The 24,434-nt window shown below is 69.8% G+C and carries 24 protein-coding genes and 2 tRNA genes; 14 read left to right on the plus strand and 12 right to left on the minus strand.

Annotated features, from left to right (window positions below; genetic code table 11):
* Window positions 1-490: 490 nt before the first annotated feature.
* Window positions 491-1,312 (plus strand): SAM-dependent methyltransferase, encoded by an 822-nt coding sequence (locus tag AC0T5L_RS24290; protein ID WP_476167805.1) that lies wholly within the window; start codon window positions 491-493, stop codon window positions 1,310-1,312.
* Between the two features lie 693 nt (window positions 1,313-2,005).
* On the opposite strand, the gene AC0T5L_RS24295 is transcribed toward AC0T5L_RS24290, so the two are convergent.
* Window positions 2,006-2,078, minus strand: a tRNA-Arg gene (locus tag AC0T5L_RS24295).
* A gap of 420 nt (window positions 2,079-2,498) precedes the next feature.
* Between AC0T5L_RS24295 and AC0T5L_RS24300 the strand changes: the two genes are divergently transcribed.
* The gene (locus AC0T5L_RS24300; protein WP_476167806.1) at window positions 2,499-3,605 is read left to right on the plus strand and encodes a D-alanyl-D-alanine carboxypeptidase family protein; all 1,107 of its coding nucleotides are present in this window, start codon (window positions 2,499-2,501) and stop codon (window positions 3,603-3,605) included.
* 53 nt (window positions 3,606-3,658) lie between these two features.
* Here the strand turns inward: AC0T5L_RS24300 and mscL are convergent, their stop codons facing one another.
* The 4 genes from mscL to AC0T5L_RS24320 all read right to left on the minus strand — a co-directional run bounded on the left by mscL (window position 3,659) and on the right by AC0T5L_RS24320 (window position 6,233).
* A complete protein-coding gene (gene mscL / locus AC0T5L_RS24305; RefSeq protein WP_476167807.1) occupies window positions 3,659-4,063 on the minus strand; it encodes a large conductance mechanosensitive channel protein MscL in 405 nt (134 codons plus the stop codon).
* Window positions 4,064-4,248: 185 nt separating this feature from the next.
* Window positions 4,249-4,899 (minus strand): CpaB family protein, encoded by a 651-nt coding sequence (locus AC0T5L_RS24310; RefSeq protein WP_476167808.1) that lies wholly within the window; start codon window positions 4,897-4,899, stop codon window positions 4,249-4,251.
* Window positions 4,900-5,070: 171 nt separating this feature from the next.
* Window positions 5,071-5,439, minus strand: a complete 369-nt coding sequence (locus AC0T5L_RS24315; protein WP_476167809.1) for an FmdB family zinc ribbon protein — start codon at window positions 5,437-5,439, stop codon at window positions 5,071-5,073.
* Window positions 5,440-5,615: 176 nt separating this feature from the next.
* On the minus strand, window positions 5,616-6,233 hold the full coding sequence (locus AC0T5L_RS24320; RefSeq protein WP_476167810.1) for a 5-formyltetrahydrofolate cyclo-ligase: 618 nt from the start codon (window positions 6,231-6,233) through the stop codon (window positions 5,616-5,618).
* A gap of 170 nt (window positions 6,234-6,403) precedes the next feature.
* On the opposite strand from AC0T5L_RS24320, the gene galU reads away from it, so the two are divergent.
* From galU to AC0T5L_RS24365, 9 genes are all read left to right on the plus strand, one after another.
* The gene (gene galU, locus AC0T5L_RS24325) at window positions 6,404-7,342 is read left to right on the plus strand and encodes a UTP--glucose-1-phosphate uridylyltransferase GalU (protein ID WP_476167811.1); all 939 of its coding nucleotides are present in this window, start codon (window positions 6,404-6,406) and stop codon (window positions 7,340-7,342) included.
* A 161-nt stretch (window positions 7,343-7,503) separates the two neighbouring features.
* Window positions 7,504-8,736 (plus strand): molybdotransferase-like divisome protein Glp, encoded by a 1,233-nt coding sequence (glp, locus tag AC0T5L_RS24330; protein ID WP_476167812.1) that lies wholly within the window; start codon window positions 7,504-7,506, stop codon window positions 8,734-8,736.
* A gap of 206 nt (window positions 8,737-8,942) precedes the next feature.
* Window positions 8,943-9,452: a cyclic pyranopterin monophosphate synthase MoaC gene (gene moaC, locus AC0T5L_RS24335; protein ID WP_476167813.1), complete on the plus strand. Its 510-nt coding sequence runs from the start codon at window positions 8,943-8,945 to the stop codon at window positions 9,450-9,452.
* Window positions 9,445-9,963 (plus strand): MogA/MoaB family molybdenum cofactor biosynthesis protein, encoded by a 519-nt coding sequence (locus AC0T5L_RS24340; RefSeq protein ID WP_476167814.1) that lies wholly within the window; start codon window positions 9,445-9,447, stop codon window positions 9,961-9,963. Before moaC ends, AC0T5L_RS24340 begins: the two co-directional genes overlap by 8 nt.
* A gap of 250 nt (window positions 9,964-10,213) precedes the next feature.
* Entirely contained in the window at window positions 10,214-10,933 is a 720-nt protein-coding gene (locus AC0T5L_RS24345) for a GNAT family N-acetyltransferase (RefSeq protein ID WP_476167815.1), read from the plus strand.
* A 395-nt stretch (window positions 10,934-11,328) separates the two neighbouring features.
* Window positions 11,329-11,988: a divisome protein SepX/GlpR gene (sepX, locus tag AC0T5L_RS24350; protein WP_476167816.1), complete on the plus strand. Its 660-nt coding sequence runs from the start codon at window positions 11,329-11,331 to the stop codon at window positions 11,986-11,988.
* Between the two features lie 70 nt (window positions 11,989-12,058).
* Window positions 12,059-12,132 (plus strand) — tRNA-Ala (locus AC0T5L_RS24355).
* A 303-nt stretch (window positions 12,133-12,435) separates the two neighbouring features.
* Window positions 12,436-13,044: a TetR/AcrR family transcriptional regulator gene (locus AC0T5L_RS24360; protein WP_476167817.1), complete on the plus strand. Its 609-nt coding sequence runs from the start codon at window positions 12,436-12,438 to the stop codon at window positions 13,042-13,044.
* Between the two features lie 2 nt (window positions 13,045-13,046).
* Window positions 13,047-13,457: a hypothetical protein gene (locus AC0T5L_RS24365; protein WP_476167818.1), complete on the plus strand. Its 411-nt coding sequence runs from the start codon at window positions 13,047-13,049 to the stop codon at window positions 13,455-13,457.
* A 58-nt stretch (window positions 13,458-13,515) separates the two neighbouring features.
* On the opposite strand, the gene AC0T5L_RS24370 is transcribed toward AC0T5L_RS24365, so the two are convergent.
* Window positions 13,516-14,256: a response regulator gene (locus tag AC0T5L_RS24370; RefSeq protein WP_476167819.1), complete on the minus strand. Its 741-nt coding sequence runs from the start codon at window positions 14,254-14,256 to the stop codon at window positions 13,516-13,518.
* A gap of 1,084 nt (window positions 14,257-15,340) precedes the next feature.
* Here AC0T5L_RS24370 and AC0T5L_RS24375 point away from each other — a divergent pair.
* Window positions 15,341-15,895, plus strand: a complete 555-nt coding sequence (locus tag AC0T5L_RS24375) for a hypothetical protein (RefSeq protein ID WP_476167820.1) — start codon at window positions 15,341-15,343, stop codon at window positions 15,893-15,895.
* Window positions 15,896-15,970: 75 nt separating this feature from the next.
* On the opposite strand, the gene AC0T5L_RS24380 is transcribed toward AC0T5L_RS24375, so the two are convergent.
* The 4 genes from AC0T5L_RS24380 to AC0T5L_RS24395 all read right to left on the minus strand — a co-directional run bounded on the left by AC0T5L_RS24380 (window position 15,971) and on the right by AC0T5L_RS24395 (window position 19,162).
* Window positions 15,971-16,279 carry a sec-independent translocase gene (locus tag AC0T5L_RS24380; protein WP_476167821.1) on the minus strand — a complete coding sequence of 103 codons (309 nt, stop codon included), beginning with the start codon at window positions 16,277-16,279 and terminating at the stop codon, window positions 15,971-15,973.
* A 373-nt stretch (window positions 16,280-16,652) separates the two neighbouring features.
* Complete coding sequence (locus AC0T5L_RS24385; RefSeq protein ID WP_476167822.1) at window positions 16,653-16,856, minus strand: cold-shock protein; 204 nt, start codon at window positions 16,854-16,856, stop codon at window positions 16,653-16,655.
* 308 nt (window positions 16,857-17,164) lie between these two features.
* On the minus strand, window positions 17,165-18,802 hold the full coding sequence (locus tag AC0T5L_RS24390; RefSeq protein WP_476167823.1) for a dolichyl-phosphate-mannose--protein mannosyltransferase: 1,638 nt from the start codon (window positions 18,800-18,802) through the stop codon (window positions 17,165-17,167).
* Between the two features lie 27 nt (window positions 18,803-18,829).
* Window positions 18,830-19,162 carry a hypothetical protein gene (locus AC0T5L_RS24395; RefSeq protein WP_476167824.1) on the minus strand — a complete coding sequence of 111 codons (333 nt, stop codon included), beginning with the start codon at window positions 19,160-19,162 and terminating at the stop codon, window positions 18,830-18,832.
* 208 nt (window positions 19,163-19,370) lie between these two features.
* On the opposite strand from AC0T5L_RS24395, the gene rsmI reads away from it, so the two are divergent.
* Together rsmI and AC0T5L_RS24405 are read left to right on the plus strand one after the other, a co-directional pair.
* Entirely contained in the window at window positions 19,371-20,255 is an 885-nt protein-coding gene (rsmI, locus tag AC0T5L_RS24400; protein WP_476167825.1) for a 16S rRNA (cytidine(1402)-2'-O)-methyltransferase, read from the plus strand.
* 72 nt (window positions 20,256-20,327) lie between these two features.
* Window positions 20,328-20,990, plus strand: a complete 663-nt coding sequence (locus AC0T5L_RS24405; RefSeq protein ID WP_476167826.1) for an AIM24 family protein — start codon at window positions 20,328-20,330, stop codon at window positions 20,988-20,990.
* Window positions 20,991-21,064: 74 nt separating this feature from the next.
* Here the strand turns inward: AC0T5L_RS24405 and secD are convergent, their stop codons facing one another.
* Both secD and AC0T5L_RS24415 read right to left on the minus strand, forming a co-directional pair.
* The gene (secD, locus tag AC0T5L_RS24410) at window positions 21,065-23,737 is read right to left on the minus strand and encodes a protein translocase subunit SecD (RefSeq protein ID WP_476167827.1); all 2,673 of its coding nucleotides are present in this window, start codon (window positions 23,735-23,737) and stop codon (window positions 21,065-21,067) included.
* An 84-nt stretch (window positions 23,738-23,821) separates the two neighbouring features.
* Window positions 23,822-24,277: a hypothetical protein gene (locus tag AC0T5L_RS24415; RefSeq protein ID WP_476167848.1), complete on the minus strand. Its 456-nt coding sequence runs from the start codon at window positions 24,275-24,277 to the stop codon at window positions 23,822-23,824.
* Window positions 24,278-24,434: the final 157 nt, after the last annotated feature.

Below are 24,434 nucleotides of genomic sequence, written 5' to 3' on the forward strand. Positions count from 1 at the left end.
ACCGGGAACAGGCCACCACCATGCGCGGCGGCACCGCCCCAGCCACGGTCACCGTCCAGGTCGCCTCATCCGCACGAGACAGGGCGAGGGGTGGTGCCGAAGCGGGTCGGTGACCTCCTGCGGTCCGTGACGCAGCACGTCGAAGCATCCCGAACGGATGGTCTGAGTGCGCCATGAATGAGCTCCCTTCACGACGTCGGAAGTTCCGTGGAGCACGATGCGCTTCGCAGGAAATGAGCAGGAGGCGAGCAAGAAATACCTGCTCACGTCATGCGTGATATCTGCTCACACACAACCGGTGGACTTCTTCGCCGCATTGAAACGGTGCTCCGGTACAAGAGGAACCCGGTCATGGCCGCGGGGGCGTGCGTGCACGGTGTGTATACCATCGGTGCGAGTAGACCCGGCCGGGGCGGGACCGCCCGATGGATGAGCACCGGTATCGCCCGCTCCGTGACATGAACCCCCTGTGCAGCGAGGTAGCCACCCCATGACCGATCACGCGTCCTCGTCCACCCCCGCGAGCGCGGACCACCCGCAGCGGATCGACGCCACCCGGACCCACTCGGCCCGGATCTGGAACTACTGGATGGGCGGCAAAGACCACTACCCGATCGACCGGGAGGCGGGCGACGCGGTCGCCGCGGGCTTCCCGGAGATCGTGGACCTGGCCCGCACCAGCAGGGAGTTCCTCATCCGTGTGGTGACCCATCTGGCGGGTGAGGCGGGCATCCGCCAGTTCCTCGACATCGGCACCGGGATGCCCACCGCCAACAACACCCACGAGGTCGCCCAGTCGATCGCCCCCGAGTGCCGCGTGGTCTACGTGGACAACGACCCCCTCGTCCTCGCGCACGCCCGGGCCCTGCTGGTCGGTACCCCCGAGGGTGGTACCGACTACATCGACGCCGACCTGCGCGATCCCGACGCGATCCTCCAGCGGGCCGCCCAGAGCCTGGACTTCGAGCGACCCGTCGCGCTCATGCTCATGGGCGTCCTGGGGCACGTTCCCGACGAGGAGGTCCTGCCGGTCGTGCGCCGTCTCGTGGACGCCCTGCCATCGGGCAGCTACCTGGCGAGCTATGACGGCAGCAACACCAGCGAGGCCTACAACGAGGCCATCGAGGCCGGAAACAAGCAGGGCGCGGTCCCCTACCTCCTGCGTAGCCCGGACGAGATCGCGGCACGTTTCGAGGGCTTGGAACTGCTGGAGCCGGGCGTGGTGCCCTGCCCGCTGTGGCGTCCCGCTCCCATCGAGGTCGGCACCCGCCGCGGCCTGGACCAGTACGGCGGAGTGGCGCGCAAACCCTAGGAACGACCTCGTCCCCAGCGTTGGGGCGGAAGCGGGGTGCACGAAGGCCACCAGTTCCGTCCACGCCGGGGAACGAGCAGTCACCTGTTCAGGAACCGGGACATCCCGCGCCGGATGCGGCGCTGATCGAAATCGGTCGGGAAGACCGACCGCGCTGGTCTGATGTCCAGACTCCGCGCAGCGCGACGAAAAGCACTCCATGAAGGTGAGCGCAGACGCCCTTCTCGTTCCTCTTGACAGGTAGAGGCGTTCGACACCGGCCGACCCACCACCGATGCCCTATCGCAGCCCGCCCCAGACCTACCGCCTCTTGGGGCGGCTGCGGCACATCGCCACCGAGGCCGCGATGCCCTGGCCGACACCACATGCCTTCTGCCGGGTTGTCCCCGCCCCACCTCGGATACCGACGGTGTCCTGATCGCTGCTGCTGTGGTGGGACGGCCGGGTCCACGATGGGTGCCGCCCCGCTGGGGCACTGCTGGCGGTGCTGGGTATGACGATTCCGGGACGATCCAGCGGTTCATGGCCGCACGCGGATGTCGCGGACCGCTCATGGCGTGCACGCTGGCGACGAACCCACCCACCCGCGGCGAGGGGACCGGATGGGAGAAGCACTATGGGGATGACCTGGAAACTGAGGCCAGATCAGCGACCTGGGGTCTCTCGTTCGAGAGAAACCCCAGGTCACAGGGGCGGCCCCAGCAGGATTCGAACCTGCGACACCCGCTTTAGGAGAGCGGTGCTCTATCCCCTGAGCTATGGAGCCATGGGTCTGACGGAGGTATTTCCTACCTCGTCACCGGACCAAGCCTAACTCAGAATGGCCGTGGATGGGGTGTCGGTCCCCGCCTGGCGGGTGTGACTGGGGGACTCTGCGTGCATGGCAGAGTACGCTGACTTACGATTGGTTGTCCTGGTGCGGTGTGATGTTGTTCATGGCACTTGTCGTGTTATGGCCACATGTGTACCCCCGGTCGCCGTGGGAGCCGGGGCACGGATTCGGTCTGTGCAGTGATGACCAGGTGTTTCTCCAAAGACGGGGACAGAGGGCGGTGGCACGGGCGGGAGCCCGCGCACGGCCCTCCTCGTTCGGGGGAACGACCCTGTGTGGCCGCATGTGGACATGTAGTACGTTGCCTTGCGGTCACGGGTAGGTGTTCGAGGAAAAGCAGCCGGAGGATCATTCGTGCCGTTCACTTCTGATGCGGCGCGGCGCAGGTCCCGCGTACCGGGTAACAGCGGGGTGCTGACCGCCTTCGCGATGTCCTACCGCGTCCGCTTCGCCCAGGCGGTGACCCTCATGGTCGTCACCGCGCTGCTCGTCGCCCCGGTGCCCGCCGCCGCGCTGGACCCCGCCGAGGCAAGCCTGGAGGAGTTCCGTCAGCGGGCGGAGGCCGCCTCGGACGAGCTCGAGGAGGCCACCGAGGAGCAGGTCGAGCGCCAGGAGGCGCTGGAGGAGGCGCAGGAGGAGCTGATCGACACCCTCTACGAGCTCCAGCAGACCGAGCTCGAACTCGGCGAGATGCGCGAACCGCTGGCCCAGCTGGCCAGCACCCTGTACAAGCAGCCCGACGGCGGCATGCTCGCCGTGCTGGCGGAGGGGTCGCTCACCGAGGACCTGCAGATGCAGTCCTACGCGGCCAAGATCTCCGAGGACAACCAGGCGCTCATCCAGGACGCCACCGACCTGGGCGAGGAGCAGACGGAGCTGGCGAGCCAGGCGCAGGAGCTGCAGACCACCACCCAGCTGGAGGAGGTCGAACTCGCCGCGGACATCGAGCGGCTGCGCGAGCGCTCCGAGGAGACCACGAACGAGCTGGTCTCGGAGCTGGAGGAGCGCGGTATCGACCCGGACGCCTACATGGCCGCCGGCGACTGCGACCCGGCGGCGGCCTCGAACGCCGAGGGGGCGGCCAACGGCCTGCTCCCCTCGGACGCCCTCTGCGACCTCTACGACGACAAGCAGCTGCGCGCCGACGCGGCCGTGGATTTCCTCCAGCTCAATTCGAGGTACGTGGCCGAGTACGGCGAGAACATGTGCATCACCAGCGCCTACCGCGACCTGCCCAACCAGCACCGAGTCTTCGCGCAGGTGGCGCCCGGCTTCGCGGCCGTACCCGGTACGAGCAACCACGGACTGGGACAGGCGCTCGACCTGGGCTGCGGCATCCAGAACTACCAGTCCGAGCGCTGGAACTGGATGGAGGCCAACGGCGCGGACTTCGGATGGCACCATCCGGCCTGGGCCAAGTCCAGCCCCTTCGAGCCCTGGCACTGGGAGTACGAGCGCTGAGGCCTCCGGGGGCGGCCCGCACGGGGCCGCCCCCCGATGCCGTCGGCCCCTCCTCAGACGGTTTCCGGGACGACCTCACTGGTGCAGTCGGCGCACCGGGTGGCCTTCTTGTCGATCTCGCTGAAGCAGTGGGGGCACGCGCGGACGGTGGCCTCCTCGGCCCTGGCGAACCGTTCCAGGGCCTTGGCGACGGGCAGGACCACGAGGAAGTACAGGACCGCGGCGGTGATCAGGAACGAGATCAGCGCGTCGATGAACGCCCCGTACAGGAAGCGGCTCCCGTTGACCTCGAAGTAGAGGTCGCCGAAGGCGGGGGCACCGCCGAAGATCCCGAGCAGCGGGGTGATGAATCCCTCGGTGAACGCGTCGATGAGGTTGGCGAAGACCGAGCCGATCACGACCGCGATCGCCAGCTGCACCAGGTTTCCCCGGAACAGGAACTTCTTGAAGCCTTGCATGGGACAGCCTTGTCGAACTTGTTCTCGTTGGCGCGAGTGCTCTGCCCCGGAAGCCGGGGCGGAGCGCTTACTGTGCGTGGTACTTCTATCACCCTGACCGTGCGCGGCGAACATGCGTGGACGGAGCGGCAGGGGGAGGGCCCGCGTGACGCACGGTCGGCCCCGTGCCCCGCGCGGACCGGCGGTCAACCGCGGATGGTGACGGACAGCCGTGAGGCGGTGGCGTGGCCCGCCAGGCTCCTGGCCTCGGCGGGTGTGGCGGCGATGAGGATCAGCGCGCCTCCCTCGCCGCCCTGGCCGGTCCCGTCCGGAAGGGCGAGGACGGGACGGTCGCTGACCACCTCCACGGCGGGTCCCGCACGGGCGGGCGCGAACTCGTCGTGGCCGCCGGCGGCGAGGACGTCCACCCGGCTGCCCGGGGAGAGCAGGCCCGCCGTGCCGGGATCGGCGACCCGGACCGGGGCGGCGACCAGGTCGGTCCCGTACGGGCGCGCGGGCGGATCGGAGAGGCGGGCGTCGGTGATCACCTCGCCGCGACGTACCGGGGCGTTGAGGAGGGATCCGGCCGTCGGGGCGTCGGCCGCCAGGGCGCCGCTCGGCACGGCGCCGGTGGAGAGGGACAGTTCGGCGAGGTCGCGTTCGGCGAGGGGAGCCGAGGCGTCGAGATCACGGGAGGCGACGAGGACCCGGGTGGTGGGCTCGGGGAGGGGTCGCACGGCCAGGACGGCGCTGACGAGCGCAGCGGCGGTCAGGAGGGCGGCGAGGACGCGCCGGTACCGGTCCAGGAGGCGGATGACCGCACGGCGGTGCCGGTAGGGGGGAGGGGGTTCGGTCATGGTTCAACGCTAGGCCGCGAAGGGGCCGTTCGGGCGTTGTCCACAGGCCCTTGTCAGGGACGGTCCTCCGGGCGGGACGCCGGCGGAGCGCGTGTCCTCACCCCGTGGGGCAGGACATGCCAAGCGCCGCCGAGTCCTCGGCGGCGCGGTGGCGGTCAACGGCCCGGTCGCTCAGCTGGCTGCGGTGGTGCTGCTGGAGCTGGAGCTGTTGCCGGACGTGCTCTTGGTGCTGGGCTCGGAGCCGGCGGAGGAGCCCTTGGCGTCCGAGGACGAGGAGTCGGAGGAGGACGAGGAGTCGGAGGCCGTGGAGTCGCCGCCGTCCTTGCCCTCGCCGGAGCCGGTCAGTACGGAGCTGTTGGAGCTCTTCCCGCTGTCGGTGCGGTAGAAGCCGGAGCCCTTGAACACGATGCCCACGGCGGAGTACACCTTGCGCAGGCGTCCCTCACACTCGGGGCAGACGGTCAGTGCGTCGTCGCTGAACCTCTGCACGACCTCCATCTGGCCGTCGCACTCGGTGCACGCGTACTGGTACGTAGGCACTGTTCGGGTCCTCCTTGCTGGCACTCTCGCCCGTTGACTGCTAAATAGTACGCGCTCGCCGACCGGAGCCGTAACAGGGTCTGGCACCGAACACGGACGGACGCCGGGGGCAGGATGCCGGATCGTCGTCGCGCGACCGCCAGCGACAACGCTTCCGGGAGTGGGATTCATCCCGTTCAGGTCCGTTCTCCGGGCCACACGCCCGCGTCGAACACCCGCAGGCCGCCTTCCGGGGTGAGTACGGCGTCCACCGGGAGATCGTGCGGCTCAGCGGGCAGTGACTCCACGAACTCCTCGTCGTGGACCAGGGCGATCGCGGGGGCGTGCGGACCCTTGCGGGCGAGGGCCCTGTCGTAGCATCCGGCGCCGCGCCCCAGCCGTGTTCCCCGGCGGTCCACGGCCAGCGCCGGGCAGACCACCGCGTCCGCCCGGGCCGGCGCCTCCGGCCCGTACCGGTGGCCGACCGGCTCCAGCAGTCCGTGCCCCGCCGGGGCCAGGGTGTCCGGTCCGTCGAAGGCCGCCCAGTCCAGGTGGCCGCCGGGCAGGAACACGGGCAGCAACACGTACGTGCCGCGCTTCCACAGCGCCGTCACCAGCTTGCGGGTGTCGGGTTCGCCGCCGACGGAGTAGTAGCAAGCGACCGTTCCGCCCATGGCCAGCCACGGCAGGCCCATGAGGGTGTCGCGGACCGCCGAGCCGACCCGGGCACGGTCCTCGGGGCCGCGAGCCCGCCGCCGCTCCAGGAACCCCTCACGCAGCCGCCGCTTGGCCGCGCGCCGTTCGCTCTCTTCCATGGCCCCAGTGTGGCACCGCCGCGGCCCGGGCCGTCCGCCCAGCCGGTTACCACGTGCGGTGAACACCGGATGGCGATTCCCTCTCCTTCGCCCGAAACCGCCGGAACTTCTTGACACCCGCCAGTGTGTGGGGACGCCGAGATGGCGGGGGACTGGCCTAAGGTGCCGACATGAACGACTCCACCAACCAGAAGCGGCCCTCCGGTCCGGTACCCGTCACGAAGGCGGTCGTGCCCGCCGCCGGCCTCGGCACGCGGTTCCTGCCCGCGACCAAGGCCACGCCCAAGGAGATGCTGCCGATCGTGGACAAGCCCGCGATCCAGTACGTCGTGGAGGAGGCGGTCGCCGCCGACCTCCAGGACGTACTGATGATCACGGGCCGCAGCAAGCGCTCCATCGAGGACCACTTCGACCGGGCCTACGAGCTGGAGGAGGCCCTGGAGGCCAAGGGGGACAGCGCGCGCCTGCGGTCGGTGCGCGAGTCCAGCGACCTCGCCCAGATGCACTACGTCCGCCAGGGAGAGCCGCGCGGCCTGGGCCACGCCGTGCTGTGCGCGGAGGCGCATGTGGGCGACAACCCGTTCGCCGTGCTGCTGGGCGACGACCTCATCGAGTCCGCCGACCTGCTGTGCCGCATGATCGAGGTCCGGGAGAAGCACGGCGGTAGCGTCGTCGCGCTCATGGAGGTGGAGCCTGAACAGGTGTCGCTGTACGGGTGCGCGGGCATCGAGCCCACCGACGAGGACGACGTCGTCACCGTCACCGACCTGGTCGAGAAGCCCGCACCGGAGCAGGCGCCGAGCCGCTGGGCGATCATCGGCCGCTACGTCTGCGACCCGGCGGTCTTTCCCGTCCTGCACGAGACACCGCCCGGACGCGGCGGCGAGATCCAGCTCACCGACGCCTTGCGTGAGCTGGCCCGGCGCAAACCCGAGGACGGGGGCACGGTGCACGGTGTCCTGTTCCGCGGCCGCCGCTACGACACCGGCAACAAGGCCGACTACATCCGCACGGTGGTGGACTTCGCCTGCCGCCGCCCCGATCTCGCCGAGGAGCTGCTGCCCTGGCTGCGCGACTTCGTCGACCGCAAGGAGGCGGGACGCTCCTGAGGGTCCGGCGGTGCTCTGACCAGCGCCCCCGGCCGACGAACGGGGCGCGAGGGGGCCGGGACCGCCGCGCTGAGGGCCGGACGCGGCAAGAATGGGGCGTGGGACGTCTCCCGAGGCGCGGGGGACGCGCCACCAAGAAACCGCGAACCGGGAGGAACACCGTGAAGAGCGTCGAACAGCACGTCGCCGATGTCCTGGCTCTGACCGCCGAACCCGAGCCGTCCGAACTGGACCTGCTCCAGGCGCACGGCGCCGTGTTGGCGGAGGCCGTCACCTCGCCCGTGTCGCTGCCGGGCTTCGACAACTCGTCCATGGACGGGTACGCCGTGCACGCCGCCGACCTGGAGTCGGCCGCCCCCGACACCCCCGTAAGGCTGCCGGTGGTAGCCGACATCCCGGCGGGGGACCCCTCCCCGACCGCGGTCCTGCCGGGCATGTGCGCCCGCATCATGACCGGCGCGCCCATGCCCTCCGGGGCTGACGCGGTTGTCCCGGTCGAGTGGACTGACGGCGGCACGGCCAGGATGGCCGTCGACCGTCCGGTCAAGGTGGGCAACGCCGTGCGCCGTGCCGGTGACGACGTCACCGAGGGCGCCACCGTACTGCGGTCCGGTGCGCGGATCGGTCCCGGAGAGATGGGCGTCCTGGCGGCGGTCGGACGCCGCTCGGTGCCCGTGTACCCGCGCCCCCGCGTGATGGTGCTCTCCACCGGTGAGGAACTGGTCGAACCCGGGCGTCCGCTCGGACCCGGCCAGATCTGGGAGTCCAACAGCTTCATGATCGCGGCCGCCGCCCAGGAGGTCGGGTGCGAGGTCCATCGCCACGGTTTCGTCGGTGATGACCCGGAGACGGTGCTCGACACCCTGGAGGGCCTACTGGTGCGCGCCGACATCATCGTGACCACCGGCGGGGTGAGCATGGGCGCCTACGACGTGGTCAAGGAGGTGCTCACCCGCCAGGGCACCGTGGAGTTCACCCAGGTGGCGATGCAGCCCGGCAAGCCCCAGGGCTTCGGGACGATCGGTCCGGACCGGACCCCGATCATCACGTTGCCCGGTAACCCGGTGAGCGCCTTCGTGTCCTTCCAGGTCTTCGTGCGTCCCGCGCTGCGCAGACTGCGCGGCCTCGACCCCGCTCCGCTGCCGAGCACGCGGGCCGTCCTCACCGCGCCGGTCACCTCCCCCGAGGGGCGCCGCTCCTTCCTGCGCGGGGTGCTGGAGGAGTCCCCGCACGGCCCCAGCGCCGGCTACACGGTGGCTCCGGCGCTCCACCAGGGCTCGCACCAGCTGTCCGCGCTGGCCGGGGCCAACGCGTTCGTGGTGGTGCCTGAGGAGGTCACCGAGCTGGCCGCGGGAGCCTCCGTGCAAGTACTGCGCCTGCCCGAACCCGCCTAGAGAGTGCTGACCGTAAACGTTGCCGGTGTGACGGGTGCGATCTTCCGGCGGGAGGCATCCCCCTCTCCCCGGAACGCCCGGAGGCCCCGGGGATCGGCGGGCGGAGCGTCACCGGGGTGTCGTACGGTCGTGGTGGCGCGCTCCGGTGCGCCCGGACGCGGCTGATCCGACCGCGTCCCGTGTTCGAGCTGAGAGTTGGCGGGACGATGACCGACACCCCACGGCCGGAGGGGGCCGACCACCCCTCCGGGTTCACCCACCTGGACCGATCCGGGGACGCGCGCATGGTCGACGTCTCGGGGAAGCGGGTGAGCGCGCGTACCGCCACCGCCACGGGCGGGGTGCTGCTCAGCCGGGAGGCCGTCACCGCGCTGCGCGGGGGAGAGGTGCCCAAGGGCGACGCCCTGGCCGTCGCGCGGATCGCGGGGATCCAGGGCGCCAAGCGCACCCCCGACCTCGTGCCGCTGTGCCATCCCATCGCCGTGCACGGCGTGGACGTGGACCTCACCGTCGTGGACGAGGGTGTGGAGATCAGCGCCACGGTACGCACCGCCGACCGCACCGGGGTGGAGATGGAGGCGCTCACCTGTGTCATGACCGCCGCTCTCGGGCTGGTCGACATGGTCAAGGCGATCGACCCCGAGGCCGAGGTCACGCGGGTGCGGGTCGAGGAGAAGACCGGCGGCAAGAAGGGCGACTGGAGGCGCGGTGAGTGAGTCGGGGGACCGCGTTCCCCACGTCGCGGTCGTGACGGCGTCCAACCGGGCGGCGGCGGGCGTCTACCCGGACCGTTCCGGGCCGGTGGTCGCCGAGCGCCTGCGTGAGCTCGGCTGCGCGGTCGTGGGCCCCTGGGTGGTGCCCGACGGCGCGCCGGTGGCGGAGGCGATCGTCCGGGCCCTGAGAGAGCGGGTCGACGCCGTCGTGACCACCGGCGGGACCGGTCTGACCCCGCACGACCACACACCTGAGGCCACACGTCCGCTGCTGTCCTACGAGATCCCCGGGATCGCCGAGGCGCTGCGGGCCGCGGGCCGGGACAAGGGTGTTCCCACGGCGATCCTGTCGCGGGGCCTGGCGGGGATCGTCGAGCGCGGCGGGCACCGGATGCTCGTGGTGAACCTTCCCGGTTCCAGAGGCGGTGCCAGCGACGGGATGGACGTGCTGGCACCGGTGCTCGGGCACGCGGTGGACCAGTTGCGCGGCGGGGACCACGTCCGGACCGAATGACACCGAACAATGACCGGAATCACATCTCGGGCATTCCGTCCCTTGATAATTCCTTGGGTTGCCACGGGTTTTCGGTACGGGAGTATTGGAGTTAGGAATCATCCGATTCTTACCTTGCCGGAGTGATGTACGACATGCCGCGCCCCGGGGATGGAATACTGGAGTCAGCCACCGGCTGCGGAGGGCCGACGCCTCCGCGTCCGGTGCCGCACCGGTGGGTTACGGTGCCAAGGGCATCGAAGGGACGGTCGTGAATCGCAGACAAGGGTGGTCCGTCACCCTGAAGGAGGGACCGGTCGCGCTCCGACCCCTGCGGCTGCGCGACGCCGCCGCGCTGCGGGACACCCGCGCGCGCAACGCGGAGTGGCTGCGTCCGTGGGAGCCGACCTATCCCGAGATGCCGCTGCGCACCACCGGACTCACGCCCTACGTCTCGATGCTCCAGTCCGTCCGCAGAGAGGCCCGGCAGGGCCTGTCCATGCCTTGGGCGGTGACCTATGACGACCAGTTCGTCGGACAGCTCACAGTGGGCGCGATCGTGTGGGGCTCGGCCAGATCGGCGCAGGTGGGGTACTGGATCGACAGCGCCTACGCCGGGTACGGCATCACTCCGACGGCGGTCGCGCTGGCCGTCGACCACTCCTTCTTCCGCGTCGGGCTCCACCGGATCGAGGCCAACGTCCGGCCCGAGAACCGGGCGAGCAGACGTGTGGTCGCCAAGCTGGGCTTTCGGGACGAGGGGGTGCGCCGACGCCAGCTGCACATCGACGGGGCCTGGCGCGACCACATCTGCTACGCCATCACTGCTGAGGAGGTACCCCAGGGGCTGATGTACCGGTGGCGCCACGGAACGCCTCCGGGGCCATCCGCTGGGTCCGGAGGCGTTCCCGGTTCCGCTTTGGGGTCTCAAGGCCCGAACGGCGGCCAGGATCCGCGCGATCCGGCGAGTCCGCACTCGGGGCCGAACTGAACGTGGCACCATCACGGACGCATCCGGAACTTAAACCCTGCTTTAGTGACATTGATTCATTACTTTGCGTTGAATTGGCGCTGCACTCCGCAGTCGAGGTTTGACCTGCGTTTTCGCATCCAAGGACGGGACGACCGAAACTGAGGGTCCACAATCTTGCGACACTCCGGTCAGAATGTGGCGCATTTATGGACACGGGGTCGTACCGTGCGGAACATAGACGCATTGACGATGCGGGCAACGCGTGGATATGGCACACAGGAATCGTTCCGAGTCCGGGGAGGACCGGAAGCGACGCCTCGGAGGGGAGCATCTCTCCTCTTGGAAGTTCCACGCGGCGCGGTGTCGACGAAGTGTCGATCAACGTCCGGTGGCCGTCATCGTGAGGAGGGGTGATGAGCAGCTCTCCTCTGTATCTGGCCATCGTGGTGGTGTGGCTCATAGTCCTTGTGCCGATGCTGCTGCGCAAGGACTCCGTGGACACCGTCCACGAGGACCAGCGCCGCGAGGAGGACGAGGCCGAGGCGTCCTCGCGTGAGGAGTTCGGGGACGGCCCCGAAGAGCGCATGGACGACGGGGACGGCCCGGACGCCACCGAGACCCAGGTCCTGCACCGCGGCGAGTACGACACCGGCCCCGCGGAAACGCCGCGGGCCCGCAAGGGGGCGCCGCGCCCGGGACGGTACCGCGCCGCCTCCGAGCCACGCGCGCGTATCATCGCCCGCCGTCGCCGCCGCACGGCGGCGCTGGTCCTGGTGAACGCCTCCACGGTCGTGGCCGTCGTGCTCGGCCTGGGGCCCTGGTGGGTGACCGTCCCGCCGGTGCTGCTGCTCGCCGGTCACCTGACCCTGCTCAGGGAGGCCGCCAAGGCCGACGCCGAGCGCGGGCAGGCGGTCCTGCGCGCACGTCGCCGTGCGGTCCTGCGCGCCCGCCAGGCCGAGGAGGAGCGGCTGCGGGACGCCGAGCGCGAGGCCCAGGTGATCGCCTTCAGGGAACGGAGCAGCCAGGTCTACGACCAGTACGCGGACGCACGGCTCAGGGCGGCCGGGGACTGACCCGTGCCCCGGGGCGGAGAAGCGCCGTTCTGACCACTCCCGGTTTCCTGCTAGTCTGGATCTCGTCTTCGGGGCTATGGCGCAGTCCGGTAGCGCACCTCGTTCGCATCGAGGGGGTCTGGGGTTCAAATCCCCATAGCTCCACCGAAGATCGAAGGCCCTGTTCCATTTCTGGAACGGGGCCTTCTTCATGCCGTATCCCGGCAGCGCACGGCGACGGCTGTTCTCAGGCGTCGCCGGTGAGGGCTCCGGGCCGGGGGTGATGCTGTTCCCTGCGGCGGGCGGTCGTTTCCGGACCGGAGCCTCGAGTGTCACCGGCGAAGCGGCTATCCCCTGTCGCGGGAGGGCCGGTACCCCTTCAGCGTACTCCGCGCATCCTCCGTTCCCGGGGCGACGTCGCCCGAAAGGATCTTTACAGCGGTAACTTACCGCCGTATAGTTCCGGGTATGGCAGACGGATACCATCACGGAAACCTCAGGGCCGCGGTCCTGGAGAAGGCGGCGGAGGTCATCGGCAGGGAGGGGCCCTACTCCTTCAGCCTGCGCTCGCTGGCGGCCGAACTCGGGGTCAGCCACACCGCTCCCCGGCATCACTTCGGCAGCCGGGAGGGTGTGCTCAACGCCCTGGCCACTGAGGGTTTCCGCGAACTGGCCGACCGGTTGCGCGCCAACCGCGAGTCGGGCGGCGACTTCCTGGACGCGGGCGTGGAGTACGTGCGCTTCGCGACCGAGCACCCGGCGCACTTCGACGTGATGTTCGCCCCCACTCTGCTGAGCGGGGACGACGGGGAGCTGGACGCCGCGCGGGCGGCCGCCTTCGGCGAGCTGCGCACCGGGGTGGACTCCCTGGCCGACGACGGCGGAGCGGTCGAGGACGCGGCCGCCGCCGTGGTCGCGGGATGGTCGATCGTGCACGGCATCGCCACGCTCGCCCTGACCGGGAACCTCGACGGCTCCGGGGTCAGGCAGCTGTTCCAGGACACTGATCTGCTCACCATCACCCGTCGCAGCGCCGGACTGCTCTTCGGCCCGCGAAGACCCCCTGAGAAGGAGTAGACATGTCCTCCGCCCAACTCGTCTCGTCCGGCGTGATCCTGCTGACCGTCGTCGGCATCGCCTACGGCGGCACCTTCCTGCTCCGGGTGGTCGGAGGCGGGGTGTCCGCCAACGAGCTCCAGCGCGCCTACTTCCGCGCTGGGCACGCGCACGCGGGCGTCCTGGTGATCCTGGGACTCGTGGTGCGCCTGCTGCTCAACGAGCCCACAGTGCCCGACTGGAGCCGTCAGACGGGGGACCTCGTCCTGGTGGCCGCCATCCTGATGCCCGCTGGTTTCTTCCTGTCGGTGATCGGCCGGGATCCTGGCGCACCCAACCGCCTGAGGGTCCTGATCGGACTGGGCGGGGCGAGCCTGGTCCTGGGCCTGGTCGGGGCCGGTGCGGGACTCATCGTCGGCGGAGCGGCGCTCTGAGGGCCGGGCGCCCGCGGGGTTCGGCGGCGGCCCCGCCGGGGCCGGTGCCGGAGCCGGCTCAGTGGCCGGAGACGTACTCGGCCCGGACGGCGTAGATGGCGGCCTCGGTGCGCGAGTGCACCTGGAGCTTCTCCAGGATCTTGCGCACGTGGTTCTTCACGGTGTTCTCGGTGATGAAGAGCCGCTCGCCGATCTCCCGGTTGTTCAGGGACCGGGCCAGCAGCTTGAGTACCTCGGTCTCGCGCCGGGTCAGCTCGGGGATGGTCGGGCGGCTGGGCGGGGCGCTCTCCTGCTTGGCCAGCTCGGCGAACTCCCCGATGAGCTTGGTCGCCATGGCCGGGTTGATGAAGGACTGGCCGTCGGCGATGGAACGCACCACCCGGGCGATGTCGGTGACCCCGATGGCCTTGAGCAGGTAGCCCGTGGCACCTGCCTTGAGGGCGTCGAAGAGGTCGGACTCCTCGTCGCTCATGGTCAGCATGACGAACTTGGCGTGCGGGACCGTCTTGCGTATCCGCGAGCACGCGTCGATCCCGCTGGCGCCCGGCATCATCACATCCATGAGCACCACGTCGGGCCGGAGCTCGGCGGCGAGGCGGAGGGCCTCCTCACCGTCCCCGGCCTCGCCCACGATGTCGATGTCCTCCTCGTCGCCCATGACCGAGGCCAGGCCCCGGCGGAACAGGGCGTGGTCGTCCACGACCATGACGCGGATGGGGCGGGGGCGGGAAGCGGTGTCGGGCGGATGGTCCTCCACGCCCGGGGTGAGGGTCATGGGGGTCGGGGGGTGTGGACTCACGGGGGTGCCTTCCATGCGTATGACAGCCAGGGGGGAGACTCCACGTCCCCGCTTCCGGGGCGTGCGGCGGTGTCACCCGCACACCGCCTTGGGGCGGCTCTTTCCACTTTAGGCGGGGTTCTTGCCGACTGCGGAGGTAACGAACGAACTTACCCACTGGTACCACGGGCATATCGGTGGAAAACGGTGTGGGCGCCGTGCTGGGGAGCTCGCCGGAGGGGTGTCCTGGGGAGGAACCAGCAGAGTAGAGGAAAGGCATATATCCGGTTTTGTGCATGACCGAAACGGAGCCACCCAGGCGTTCGGGGTGTGCTTGCCGGGGCGCACGACGCCGTGTGGCCATGACAGAGGGTCATGTAGGGATGAGACGGGTGTTATTTCACAAAGGTGGGCATATAGTAGGTTTCCGACATCCCGGTCGGCAGATCCTGCCTGGTGTCCGGCCGTGGTGCCTCAAGTTCCGGTTCCCGATCGCTCGGTGCATATCCTGCTTTCCGTCTGTGGTTGAATAAGAACTCCGTCGCTCTCGGTTATGGTGACGGTGATATTTTTGCCATGGTGTGGTCTTGTTTTGGCAGGGCAACGAGGAGAGCGCGTACTGCGAACGGTAATAGAAGGCCCTCCGAACTGCGAGAACAGTCCGGGTGTCGGTTATTGACCGGTTGCCGTCGCGGGCTTGGCGGCGGCCGCGCCATAAAACGATGAACATTTGGCTCCAGGGCTTGCGGGCGGAGAGCGTTCTACGCCATCGTGGTCGTGGGATGGGCTGGAAGCCACACGAAAGGTAGATGCCATGACCACGCACACTATTACTGCCCGTGACAGCGGGTGGGCCTGGCTGTAACCAGCCCGCCGGACGGGCTCTCACGGGCCCTCACCGGTGTCGGGCCTGACCGGTTCACGCGGACCTGGTCGGGCCCTTTTCCTTTCTCCGCCTTTCCACGGTGTCCTCCCGCTTTCCACCGCGGCCGCGGAAGCCCGGCGGGCGGGTGATTTGACCGCGGGCGACACCGGGTAGGGACCTGGTCATCAACCCCCGGTCCTGTCCGGGCCGGCCGCGCGACCGTGAAGGGGCGGATCACCCGTGTCCGACTCCCCCCAGTACCCGGGCGGGTACCAGTCCCCCGAGGAACCCGTCCGTCCCTCCCCCAAGGAACCCAACCCGGCCGGTGGGTACGAACCACCGCCCGAGCCCCCTGCCCAGCCGCTGTCGGAGACCACGGTCGAACCGGTGGAGGATGACGATCCCCTGGTCGCGGCCGAGCGCTTCCGGCGCACCACGCCGGCCCGGCGCAAGGTCATCCCGGCCCACAGGGGACGCGGACACTGGCGGCTGCTCGCGGGGACGATGACCTACGTGATGGTGGTCGGCGGGATGGCCGACTACGTCGAACCGGAGACCCGTGCGCTCGCCCACCTGGCGTTCTGGCTGCTCACCGGAGCCGCGTTCCTGATCACGCTCGGACGGGAACGCCGCCACGGCTGGGAGCCGGGGCCGCGCTGGCCCTGGCTGGTCGGGGCCTTCGGCGGCGCGCTGGCCGTGGAGGTACTGGTCCTGGCGGTCGGCTCTCCGACGATCATCGTGGGATCGGTGATCCTGCTGGGTCTCGGCCTCTTCATACTGATGCTCGTGGGCTGAGCGCCGCGGACGGGGCGACGGGGAGCCGTCCCCGGCCGAGGCGTGCGTGAGGGCCGCGGGCGGGAGCGCGGGTGGTCAGGTGGCCTCGTCGTCGAAGGGCGGGCGCTTGCCGTTGAGCCTGGCCACGGGCTTCTTCTCCGGCTCCTCGTCCTCCCAGAAGTGCTTCTGCACGAAGCGCTTGGGGTTGAGGTCCTGCACGTCGAAGTCCTTGAACTCCGGGCCCAGCCCCTCCTTGATGTCGTTGGAGGCGGAGTTGGCCATCGTCCGTAGCTGGCGCAGCACCCGGCCGACCTGCTGGGCGGCCTTGGGCAGCTGGTCGGGACCGAAGATCAGCAGCGCGAGCAGGAGGAGGACGATGAGCTCTCCTCCGCTGATGTTGAACATGCGCGATCCTCGTCCCTCGGTGTACCGAACGGCTTCAAGCAGGTTAACCGGTATCGGCGAGGTTGGGTAACCCTGCCCCTATTGCCCGGGCGCCGAACGCGGACCGGTTACCCGGGTGCCGGACGCGGACCGGCCCTCCGCTCGGGAGCGGAGGGCCGGGAGAACGCGTCCTCACTCGGAACGCCTGGCCGGATCACGGACCTGCCGACGAAGCCGGCTCGGGGTCGCCGGGCGGTGCCCCGGGTCCTGGACCCGGCTGTGATTCATCGAACCCGACCCCGGCTGCTCGGGCGTACCGACAAGGAAAGGATCGCGGTCGCGGGTAGTGGTTCCGTGCGGCGGCCGGACCCCGCGAACCGCGGAAGAAACGGGTCTAGACCGCCTTGACGTCCGCCGCCTGCGGGCCCTTGGGGCCCTGAATGACGTCGAACTCGACTTTCTGGTCTTCTTCCAGGTTCCGGAAGCCGGTGCCCGCGATCGCCGAGTAGTGGACGAACACGTCGGGCTGACCGCCCTCGACGGCGATGAACCCGAAACCCTTTTCAGAGTTGAACCACTTCACGGTGCCCTGAGCCATGTGCTCTCCCTTAGGGACTACTGCGGGGCCGCACCCTGCTGGCCCCGGGTCGCCGGGCGCCGGACCGGCGAGTAATCCCCGTATCGACGAGCGCCCACGTGAAGTTCCGCGAGGCGCCTTGGGCATCCATGGAAACTACAACAGCAACCAGTTGCTGACAGTACCAGGGAGGGCGGTGCCCTGCCGAGAGTTTCCGCTCGGGAACCGCCCTCTTCCCGTGTCCTGTTTCGGCAACTCCGAACTGTTGATTTCCGCCCGCCGACCCACTAATGGGGATTCGGTGGAATGCGGGATTACCGACGAAGTGTTCAGGAACCGCCGCTGCCGTAGATCCACACGTCGAACCACAGGCGCTCGCTCCACACCCCCTCGTCGATCGGATACGCCGACAGCACCGGGTAGAAGTACGCGAAGCAGGCCACGATCAGCAGCAGGACCACGCCGTAGACGATGCCGCCCACCGCCCTCAGGTACGGGGCGAAGCGCGGACTCTCCTCGCCCGCTCCCAGCACCAGGCCCAGCGCCAGCACGATCGCCAGGACCAGGAACGGCAGTATCGGGAGCGCGTAGAACAGGAACATGGGGCGGTCCGGGTAGGCGAACCACGGCAGCCACCCCGCCGCCACGGCCAGCAGTACCGCGCCCGCGCGCCAGTCGCGGAAGGTCGCCCACCAACCGAACACCACCGTCAGGGCGAGCAGGCTGGTCCACCAGATGATCGGCGTGCCGATGGAGACCACGGAGGTGACGCAGTCGCCGCTGCCGCACCCGACGGCCTCGCCGTTGTAGTGGAACATCACCGGGGTGCGCATGACCAGCCACTCCCATGGAGCGGAGATATAGGAGTGGTCGCTGGTCAACTCGGTGTGGAAGTTCATCATCCGGCTGTGGTAGTCCACCAGGCTCCACAGCGCCTCCACCGGTGCGCTCAGGAAGCCGGGCAGCCAGTCGGGCAGCATGCCGTCCGCGTAGTCGCGGTTGTAGCCGCCGCGGGTGAACAGCCACCCCGACCACGAGACCAGGTAGACGACCCCCGCCACCACCACGGTCTGCACGAACGCCGGGACGGCGTCGATCCCCAGCCACCGCCAGAACGGGTGCTGCTGGCCCACACTGCTGCGGGCCCCGTAGTCCCACGCCACCGTGAGCAGGCCGAAGGCCGCCACGAAGAACAGGGCCGACCACTTGGTGCCGACGGCCAGGCCGAAGCACAGCCCCGCCGCCAAGCGCCACCAGCGCATCCCCAGCCAGCCCACCGAGGCCAGGTTCACCCCCGCCTCCGACAGGCGGGACCACCGTTCCCTGGTGCTGTCCCGGTCGATCACCAAACACGCGAACCCGGCCAGGATCCACAGGGTGAGGAAGATGTCCACCATGGCGATGCGGCTCAGAGTGAAGTGCAGGCCGTCCAGCGCCAGGATCAGTCCCGCCGTGCAGCCCAACAGCACCGAGCGGGTCATCCTGGTGGCGAGCCGAACCAGGATGAGGACCGAGACCATCCCGGCCAGGGCCGAGGCGAACCGCCACGCCTCCGGGGTCATGGTCGTACCGAACGGCAGGAGTGACCACGACCAGTCGCCCAGCGCGATCATCCACTTGCCGACCGGCGGGTGCACGATGAAGTCGCCCGCGCCGGTGAAGATGTCCTGTTGTCCCTGGTTGAGCAGGTCGTCGGCCTCGACCGGCTCCTCCAGGGTCTCGTGCTCGTAGCCGAACTCCTGGAGCCCGTAGGCGTCCTTGGCGTAGTAGGTCTCGTCGAAGTAGATCCGGTCGGGCTCGCCGAGGTTGACGAAGCGCAGGGCCCCGGCGAACAGCGCGACGAGGGAGGCGCCCAACCAGCCCGGCCAGGAAGAAGCGGGACCGACCGGCAGGAGGCGGTCGCGGATGCGCGCCGACCGCGGCGGGGACGAGGGCTCTGCCTCGGAGGAGTGTGCGGTGGTGGTCATCAGGTGTGTGGGGTGGATACCCCGCTCTCAGGCGGGGAAGGAAGCCCCTGCCTCCTTCTGTGTGGTGTAGCCGTAACCGTCCGCCCGCTGGAGCAGACGCAGGTTCTTCCATGAGGTCGTGACCGGGCCGTGCGGGGTTTGCAGGCTGCCGCTGCCGCGCACCGTCAGCCGACCGGTGCGGCTCCCGGCGCGCCCGCCGGGGGAGACGCGCGTGCGTGCGTGGTCTCCGCGCCCCGTTCCGCTCCTCTTCCCGGAGGGGGTCCCGCCGTTCGCGGTGGGCGCCGCCGACGCGTGCCCCAGAGCAGGCCGTTGAGGAAGCCCGGCCTGGTGGGCCTCCTCACCCGGGTGGAACGTAGCCAACCGGTCACCTCCCTGGTGTTGGCTGGTGCTGGTAACGGTCGGTCCCCCGACCACCGGGGCCGAAGGCCCCCTCCTCAAGGAGGGGAACCCGTTGCCTCGGCTCGTAGGTTGGGGCCGGAGATGGTCGTCCTTTGCGGACGGATCACGAAACCAGGTTTCGGGTGGCATAACAGAGCCAACCGTAGCGCGCGACAGGACGGAGATCACAGTGGTTGAGGGTGGAGCTGGTGCGGGGGCGACGGGGACCCTGACGCTCGCCGGTGTGCCCATCGGGAACGTGGAGGACGCGCCGCCCAGGCTGCTGCGCATGCTGGAGAGCGCTCGCGTCATCGCCGCCGAGGACACCCGTAGGCTACGCCAGTTCGCCTCACGCGCGAACGTGCGTCTGGGCGGGGCCGAGGGCGCGCGCGTGGTGTCCTACTACGACGCCAACGAGAGCCGCCGCACCGACGAACTGCTCACCGACCTGCGCGGCGGGCGCGACGTCCTGGTCGTCACCGACGCCGGGATGCCGGGGGTGTCCGACCCGGGCTACCGGCTGGCCGCCGCATGCGCCGTGGAGGGCATCCCGGTGACCGCCGTCCCGGGGCCGTCCGCCGTGACCACCGCGCTCGTGGTCTCGGGCCTGCCGACCGACCGCTTCTGCTTCGAGGGGTTCCCTCCCCGAAAGGGCCTGTCCGGCTACCTGGCCGATCTGGGGGCCGAGCGCCGCACGATGGTGTTCTTCGAGAGCCCGCACCGCGTCGCGGCCACGCTGGAGGCGATGGCCGGGGCCTTCGGCGCCGACCGGCGCGCCGCCGTGTGCCGGGAGCTGACCAAGACCTACGAGGAGGTGCGCCGGGGCGGTCTCGGAGAGCTGGCGGAGTGGGCCGCCGGGGGCGTACGGGGTGAGATCTCCGTCGTGGTGGAGGGGGCACGCCAGCGACCGGAGGAGACCAGCGACGCCGATCTGCTGGCCGCGGTCTCCGTCCTGGAGGAGGAGGGCGTGCGCCGCAAGGAGGCGATCACCCGTGTGGCCAAGGAGACCGGTGTCCCCAAGCGCCGGATCTACGACCTGGTACACGGGATCGTGCCCGCCGTACGGGCGGATTGAGGGACCGGAACCCTTCCCGGTGTGGCGTGTCTGAGCTATTCGAACAGGTCGACCATCGATGAGGAACATGTCATGAGAAGTCAGCTCTTCCAGCAGGCACAGGAAACCAACCAGCCAGGGATGCACCTACAGAACCACAAGATGCTCCGGGTGGGCCTCAACGGCGAGTTCCTCGCCCGGCAGGGCTCCATGGTCGCCTACCAGGGGCGGATCGACTTCTCCTACGAGGGCGCCGGCAGCGTCGGGAAGTTCTTCAAGAAGGCCTTCACCGGCGAGGGGCTACAGCTGATGAGGGTGTCCGGGCGCGGTGACGTGTTCCTGGCCCGCGACGCCTGGGACGTCCACCTGATCGACCTGGAGGACGACCAGGTCACGGTCAGCGGCGACAACGTGCTCGCCTTCGAGTCCGGGCTGAAATGGGACATCAACCGGGTCAAGGGCGCGGGGATGGCGGCCGGCGGGCTCTTCAACACGGTTTTCTCCGGGCGCGGCAGGGTGGCCATCGCCTGCCACGGCTCCCCGGCGCTGATCAACGTCGACCAGCCGACCTTCGTGGACACCGACGCCGCGGTCGCCTGGGCCAGTTCGCTGAAGACGGGCGTGCGCCGCACGGTGAAGGCCGGAGCGCTCATCGGCCGGGGCAGCGGCGAGGCGTTCCAGCTGTCCCTCGAAGGGCGGGGCTTCGTCCTGGTACAGGCCTCCGAGGGTGCCCCGGCGCCCGCCCAGACGGGCTGACCCGCCCCGGACGCGAGCGGGGCCCCGGGGACGCCGTACGCCCCCGGGGCCCCGTCACGGAGCGGGTGCGGCCGCTACACGACCGCGCCGTCGTCGGCGTCGCGGGCGGCCTTGGCGGCCACCTTCTGCTTGGCCTTGCGGTCCCTGACCACGTGCGGCGGATCGGTCTTGTCCCACCTCTGCAGCCAGATAGCCAACGGGACGGCGACGAAGACCGTGGAGAGCACACCCGTGGTCAGACCGACCAGCATGGCGATGGAGAAGTCCTGGAGCGAGGACCCACCGAGGAAGGTGAGGAAGCCCAGGATGATCAGCGCACCGACCGAGGTGTTGATGGTACGCGGCAGGGTGTTGAGCACCGCGCGGTTGGCGATCTCCGGGAACTTCGACTTCTCGTCCCTGGCCCACTCGTCCCGCACCCGGTCGAACACCACCACCGTGTCGTTGACCGTGAAACCGATGACACTCAGCAGCGCGGCGAGGAACACGCCGTCGATCGGCTTGCCCAGCCAGATGAACAGCCCGATCACCAGGACCAGGTTGAACGCCAGCGACAGCATGGTGGAGACACCGAACGACCAGCGGAAGCGCCATGCCAGGTAGACCAGCTGGAGCGCGAGGGCCGCGCCCAGGGCGATCAGCGCGCGGTTGCGCAGCTCATCACCCATGCTCGGCCCGATCAGCTCGTCGCTGACCCGCTCCACGCCGCCGGTCTCCTCGGACAGGGCGTCGGAGATCCTGGCGGCATCGGTGTCGGAGATGTCGCCGGTGCGCACCGCGAGGTCGCTGTCGCCGGACTCCTGCACCACGGCGGTGTCCGAACCCGGGAAGTCGAGGTCGGAGACGAGCTCGCGGGCATCGTTCACCGAGATGTCCCCCTCGCCGGTGATCTCGTACTCCATCACCCGGCCGCCGGTGAACTCCACGCCCAGGTTGGTGTCACGGATCAGCGGTGCGGCGACCGCGGCGGCCACGATCAGGCCCACCACGACCATGCCCTTGCCACGGTGCCTCATCAGGTCGGGGTTCTTCTCGACCAGCCAGGTGCGGACCCGTCCGATCCTGTTCAGGCCGCTGATCCCCGGGTGGTTGCGGATGACCGCGCGGCGCACCGCCCACTCGACGAACACACGCGCGATGACCAGCGCGGAGAACATCGAGACGAGGGTACCGATGCTCAGGGTCACACCGAAGCCCTGGACCGTGCCCGAGGCGAAGATGAACAGCAGGGCAGCGGCGATGAGCGTGGTGATGTTCGTGTCGATGACCGCGCTCCACGCCTTGCGGGAGCCCTGGACGAACGCCTTCTCCAGACTCGGCGGGATCGCCCGCCGGCGGCGCCGGGTGAGCACCCCGGTCTCGGCCTTGGCCGCCTCGTCCTCTGTGGCGTCCCGCATCCCCGCGGACTTGTTCGCCTCGTAGGTCTTCGTCTGGCGCTGGTACTCCTCACGTGCGCGTTCGAAGATCAGCACGTTGGCGTCGATGGCCATACCGATCGCCAACACGAAACCCGCCAGACCCGGCAGGGTCAGCGTGGCGCTGATGGCGACCAGGGCCCCGTAGGCGATCAGCGTGTAGAACGCCAGCGCGAGCGAGGCCAGGAAACCGACCAGGCGGTAGACGAACGTGATGTACAGCGCGGTGAAGGCCAGACCCAGGACGGCGGCGATGGCGCTGGCCTGGATGGCGGCGGCACCGAGGGTCGGGCCGACCGTCTGGCGCTGGACCTCGGTGACCGGCAGCGGCAGCGAGCCGCCCTCGATCAGCACGGCCAGCTCGTTCGCGGACTCGCTGGTGAAGTCGGGGCTGGTGATGGTGGTGGACCCGCCCGGCATACCCACGTCGCAGGCGAACTCCGGGTTCACCTCCGGGGCGGAGATGATCTGCTCGTCCAGCACGATCGCCACCCGGCGGCGCGGGTCGTTCTCCTGGTAGCAGGCGGCGTCGGCGGTCAGCTCGGTCCACTGGTCGCGGCCCTCGCCGCGGAAGTCGACGTTGACCGTCCACTGGGCGCGGTTGACGCTGTCCAGCACCGCGTCGGCGCTGGCCACCTGGTCGCCCTGGATGACGCTCTCACCCAGCTGTAGGTTCGTGCCGTCCGAGTCCGGAAGCGTCGTCACGACGTCTTCGGGGTTCTCCGCGGAGGGGTCGGCCTGGCCCGGCTGCTGCTGTTGGCCGCTCATGCCGCCCATGAGCTCTTCCAGCTGCTCGGGCGTCATGTCCTCGGGCGACAACTCCTCGCCGCCTTCGGCGCCCTCGCCGGAGGACTCCTCCCCGCCTTCGGTGTCGGCCGGGGGACGGGCCTCGTCCGCGGTGGCCTCCGGAGCGTTGCCGAAGTCGCCCGCGGGCGCCTGCACGCCCTGGCCGTCCTGCTGGCCGACGCCCAGCACCGGGTGGAAGGACAGTTGCGCGGTCTGGCCGACGACCTGCGCGGCCTCCGCCGGGTCCTGCACACCGGGCAGCTCGACGATGATCCGGCTCTCACCGGATCGCGACATGGTCGCCTCGGCCACGCCCAGGCTGTCGATGCGCTGGCGCAGCACCTCGACGACCTTGTCGGTGTTCTCGGAGTTGGCGGGTGTGCCGTCGGGGCCGTCCTGGGCCTCCAGGACGATCTGGGTGCCGCCGCTGAGGTCGAGCCCCAGGCGCGGCGGCATGAACCACGCCGCGCCGAACGCGACGAGGATGACGAGAAGGGAGATGAGCGCGCGTGTCCAGCGCCCTCCTGCTCCCGTTTGACTGGACAAGGGGTTGGTACCTCTCACTGCGAATACGGATGGTCCGAACGCACGCCCGGTGGGCCCGGGCAGGGGGTGCGGTCCGGAGGATGGTCAGACGGGGGTGTTCGCGGTGAGAGGGGGTCCCCGTGTCGGCGGCAGCTCCCCGTGGGCGACCTGTTCGGGAACGGGGTCGAAGCTCGGGGGCTGTAGCGGCCACCAGGGCTGGTCCCACACCGCCAGGCGCAGCGCGCAGCTGGGCACCGCGTCCGGGAGGTCGCGCAGCACCGAACGCTGGTCGCAGGTGGAGGCGGGCGGCCCGACGGTCACCATCGGGTTCTCGGCCAGGTCCGCGCGCTCGCGCGGGGTCGCCCGGTCCTGCTCGTCCGCCTGCTCCTGCTCGTGCGCGGGGGCGCTGAGCAGGCCGTGCGGCGGCATGGGCGGGGAGGCCGGCTGCCCGACGCCGGAGGCGACGGGGAAGGACAGGATGACGAGCAGCACCACGCTGGTGAGCAGCGCGGTGGTGTGCCTGGCAGGACGGGGTAGGGCACCAGTAACCAAGGTGACCACCGCCTCAGGTAGGGCCGGGGAGGGAGCGCTGTCCGTCGCCGCGTGTCCCGGCGGCACACGGTCCGTCTCGCAGAGCATACGTGCAGCGGCAAACCCTGGGGAATGTCCTTTCGGTGCGGAAATGCGAATATCTGCCCGGACATGGAGTTCGCACGGC

Source organism: Nocardiopsis sp. TRM 82005, from assembly GCF_056312425.1.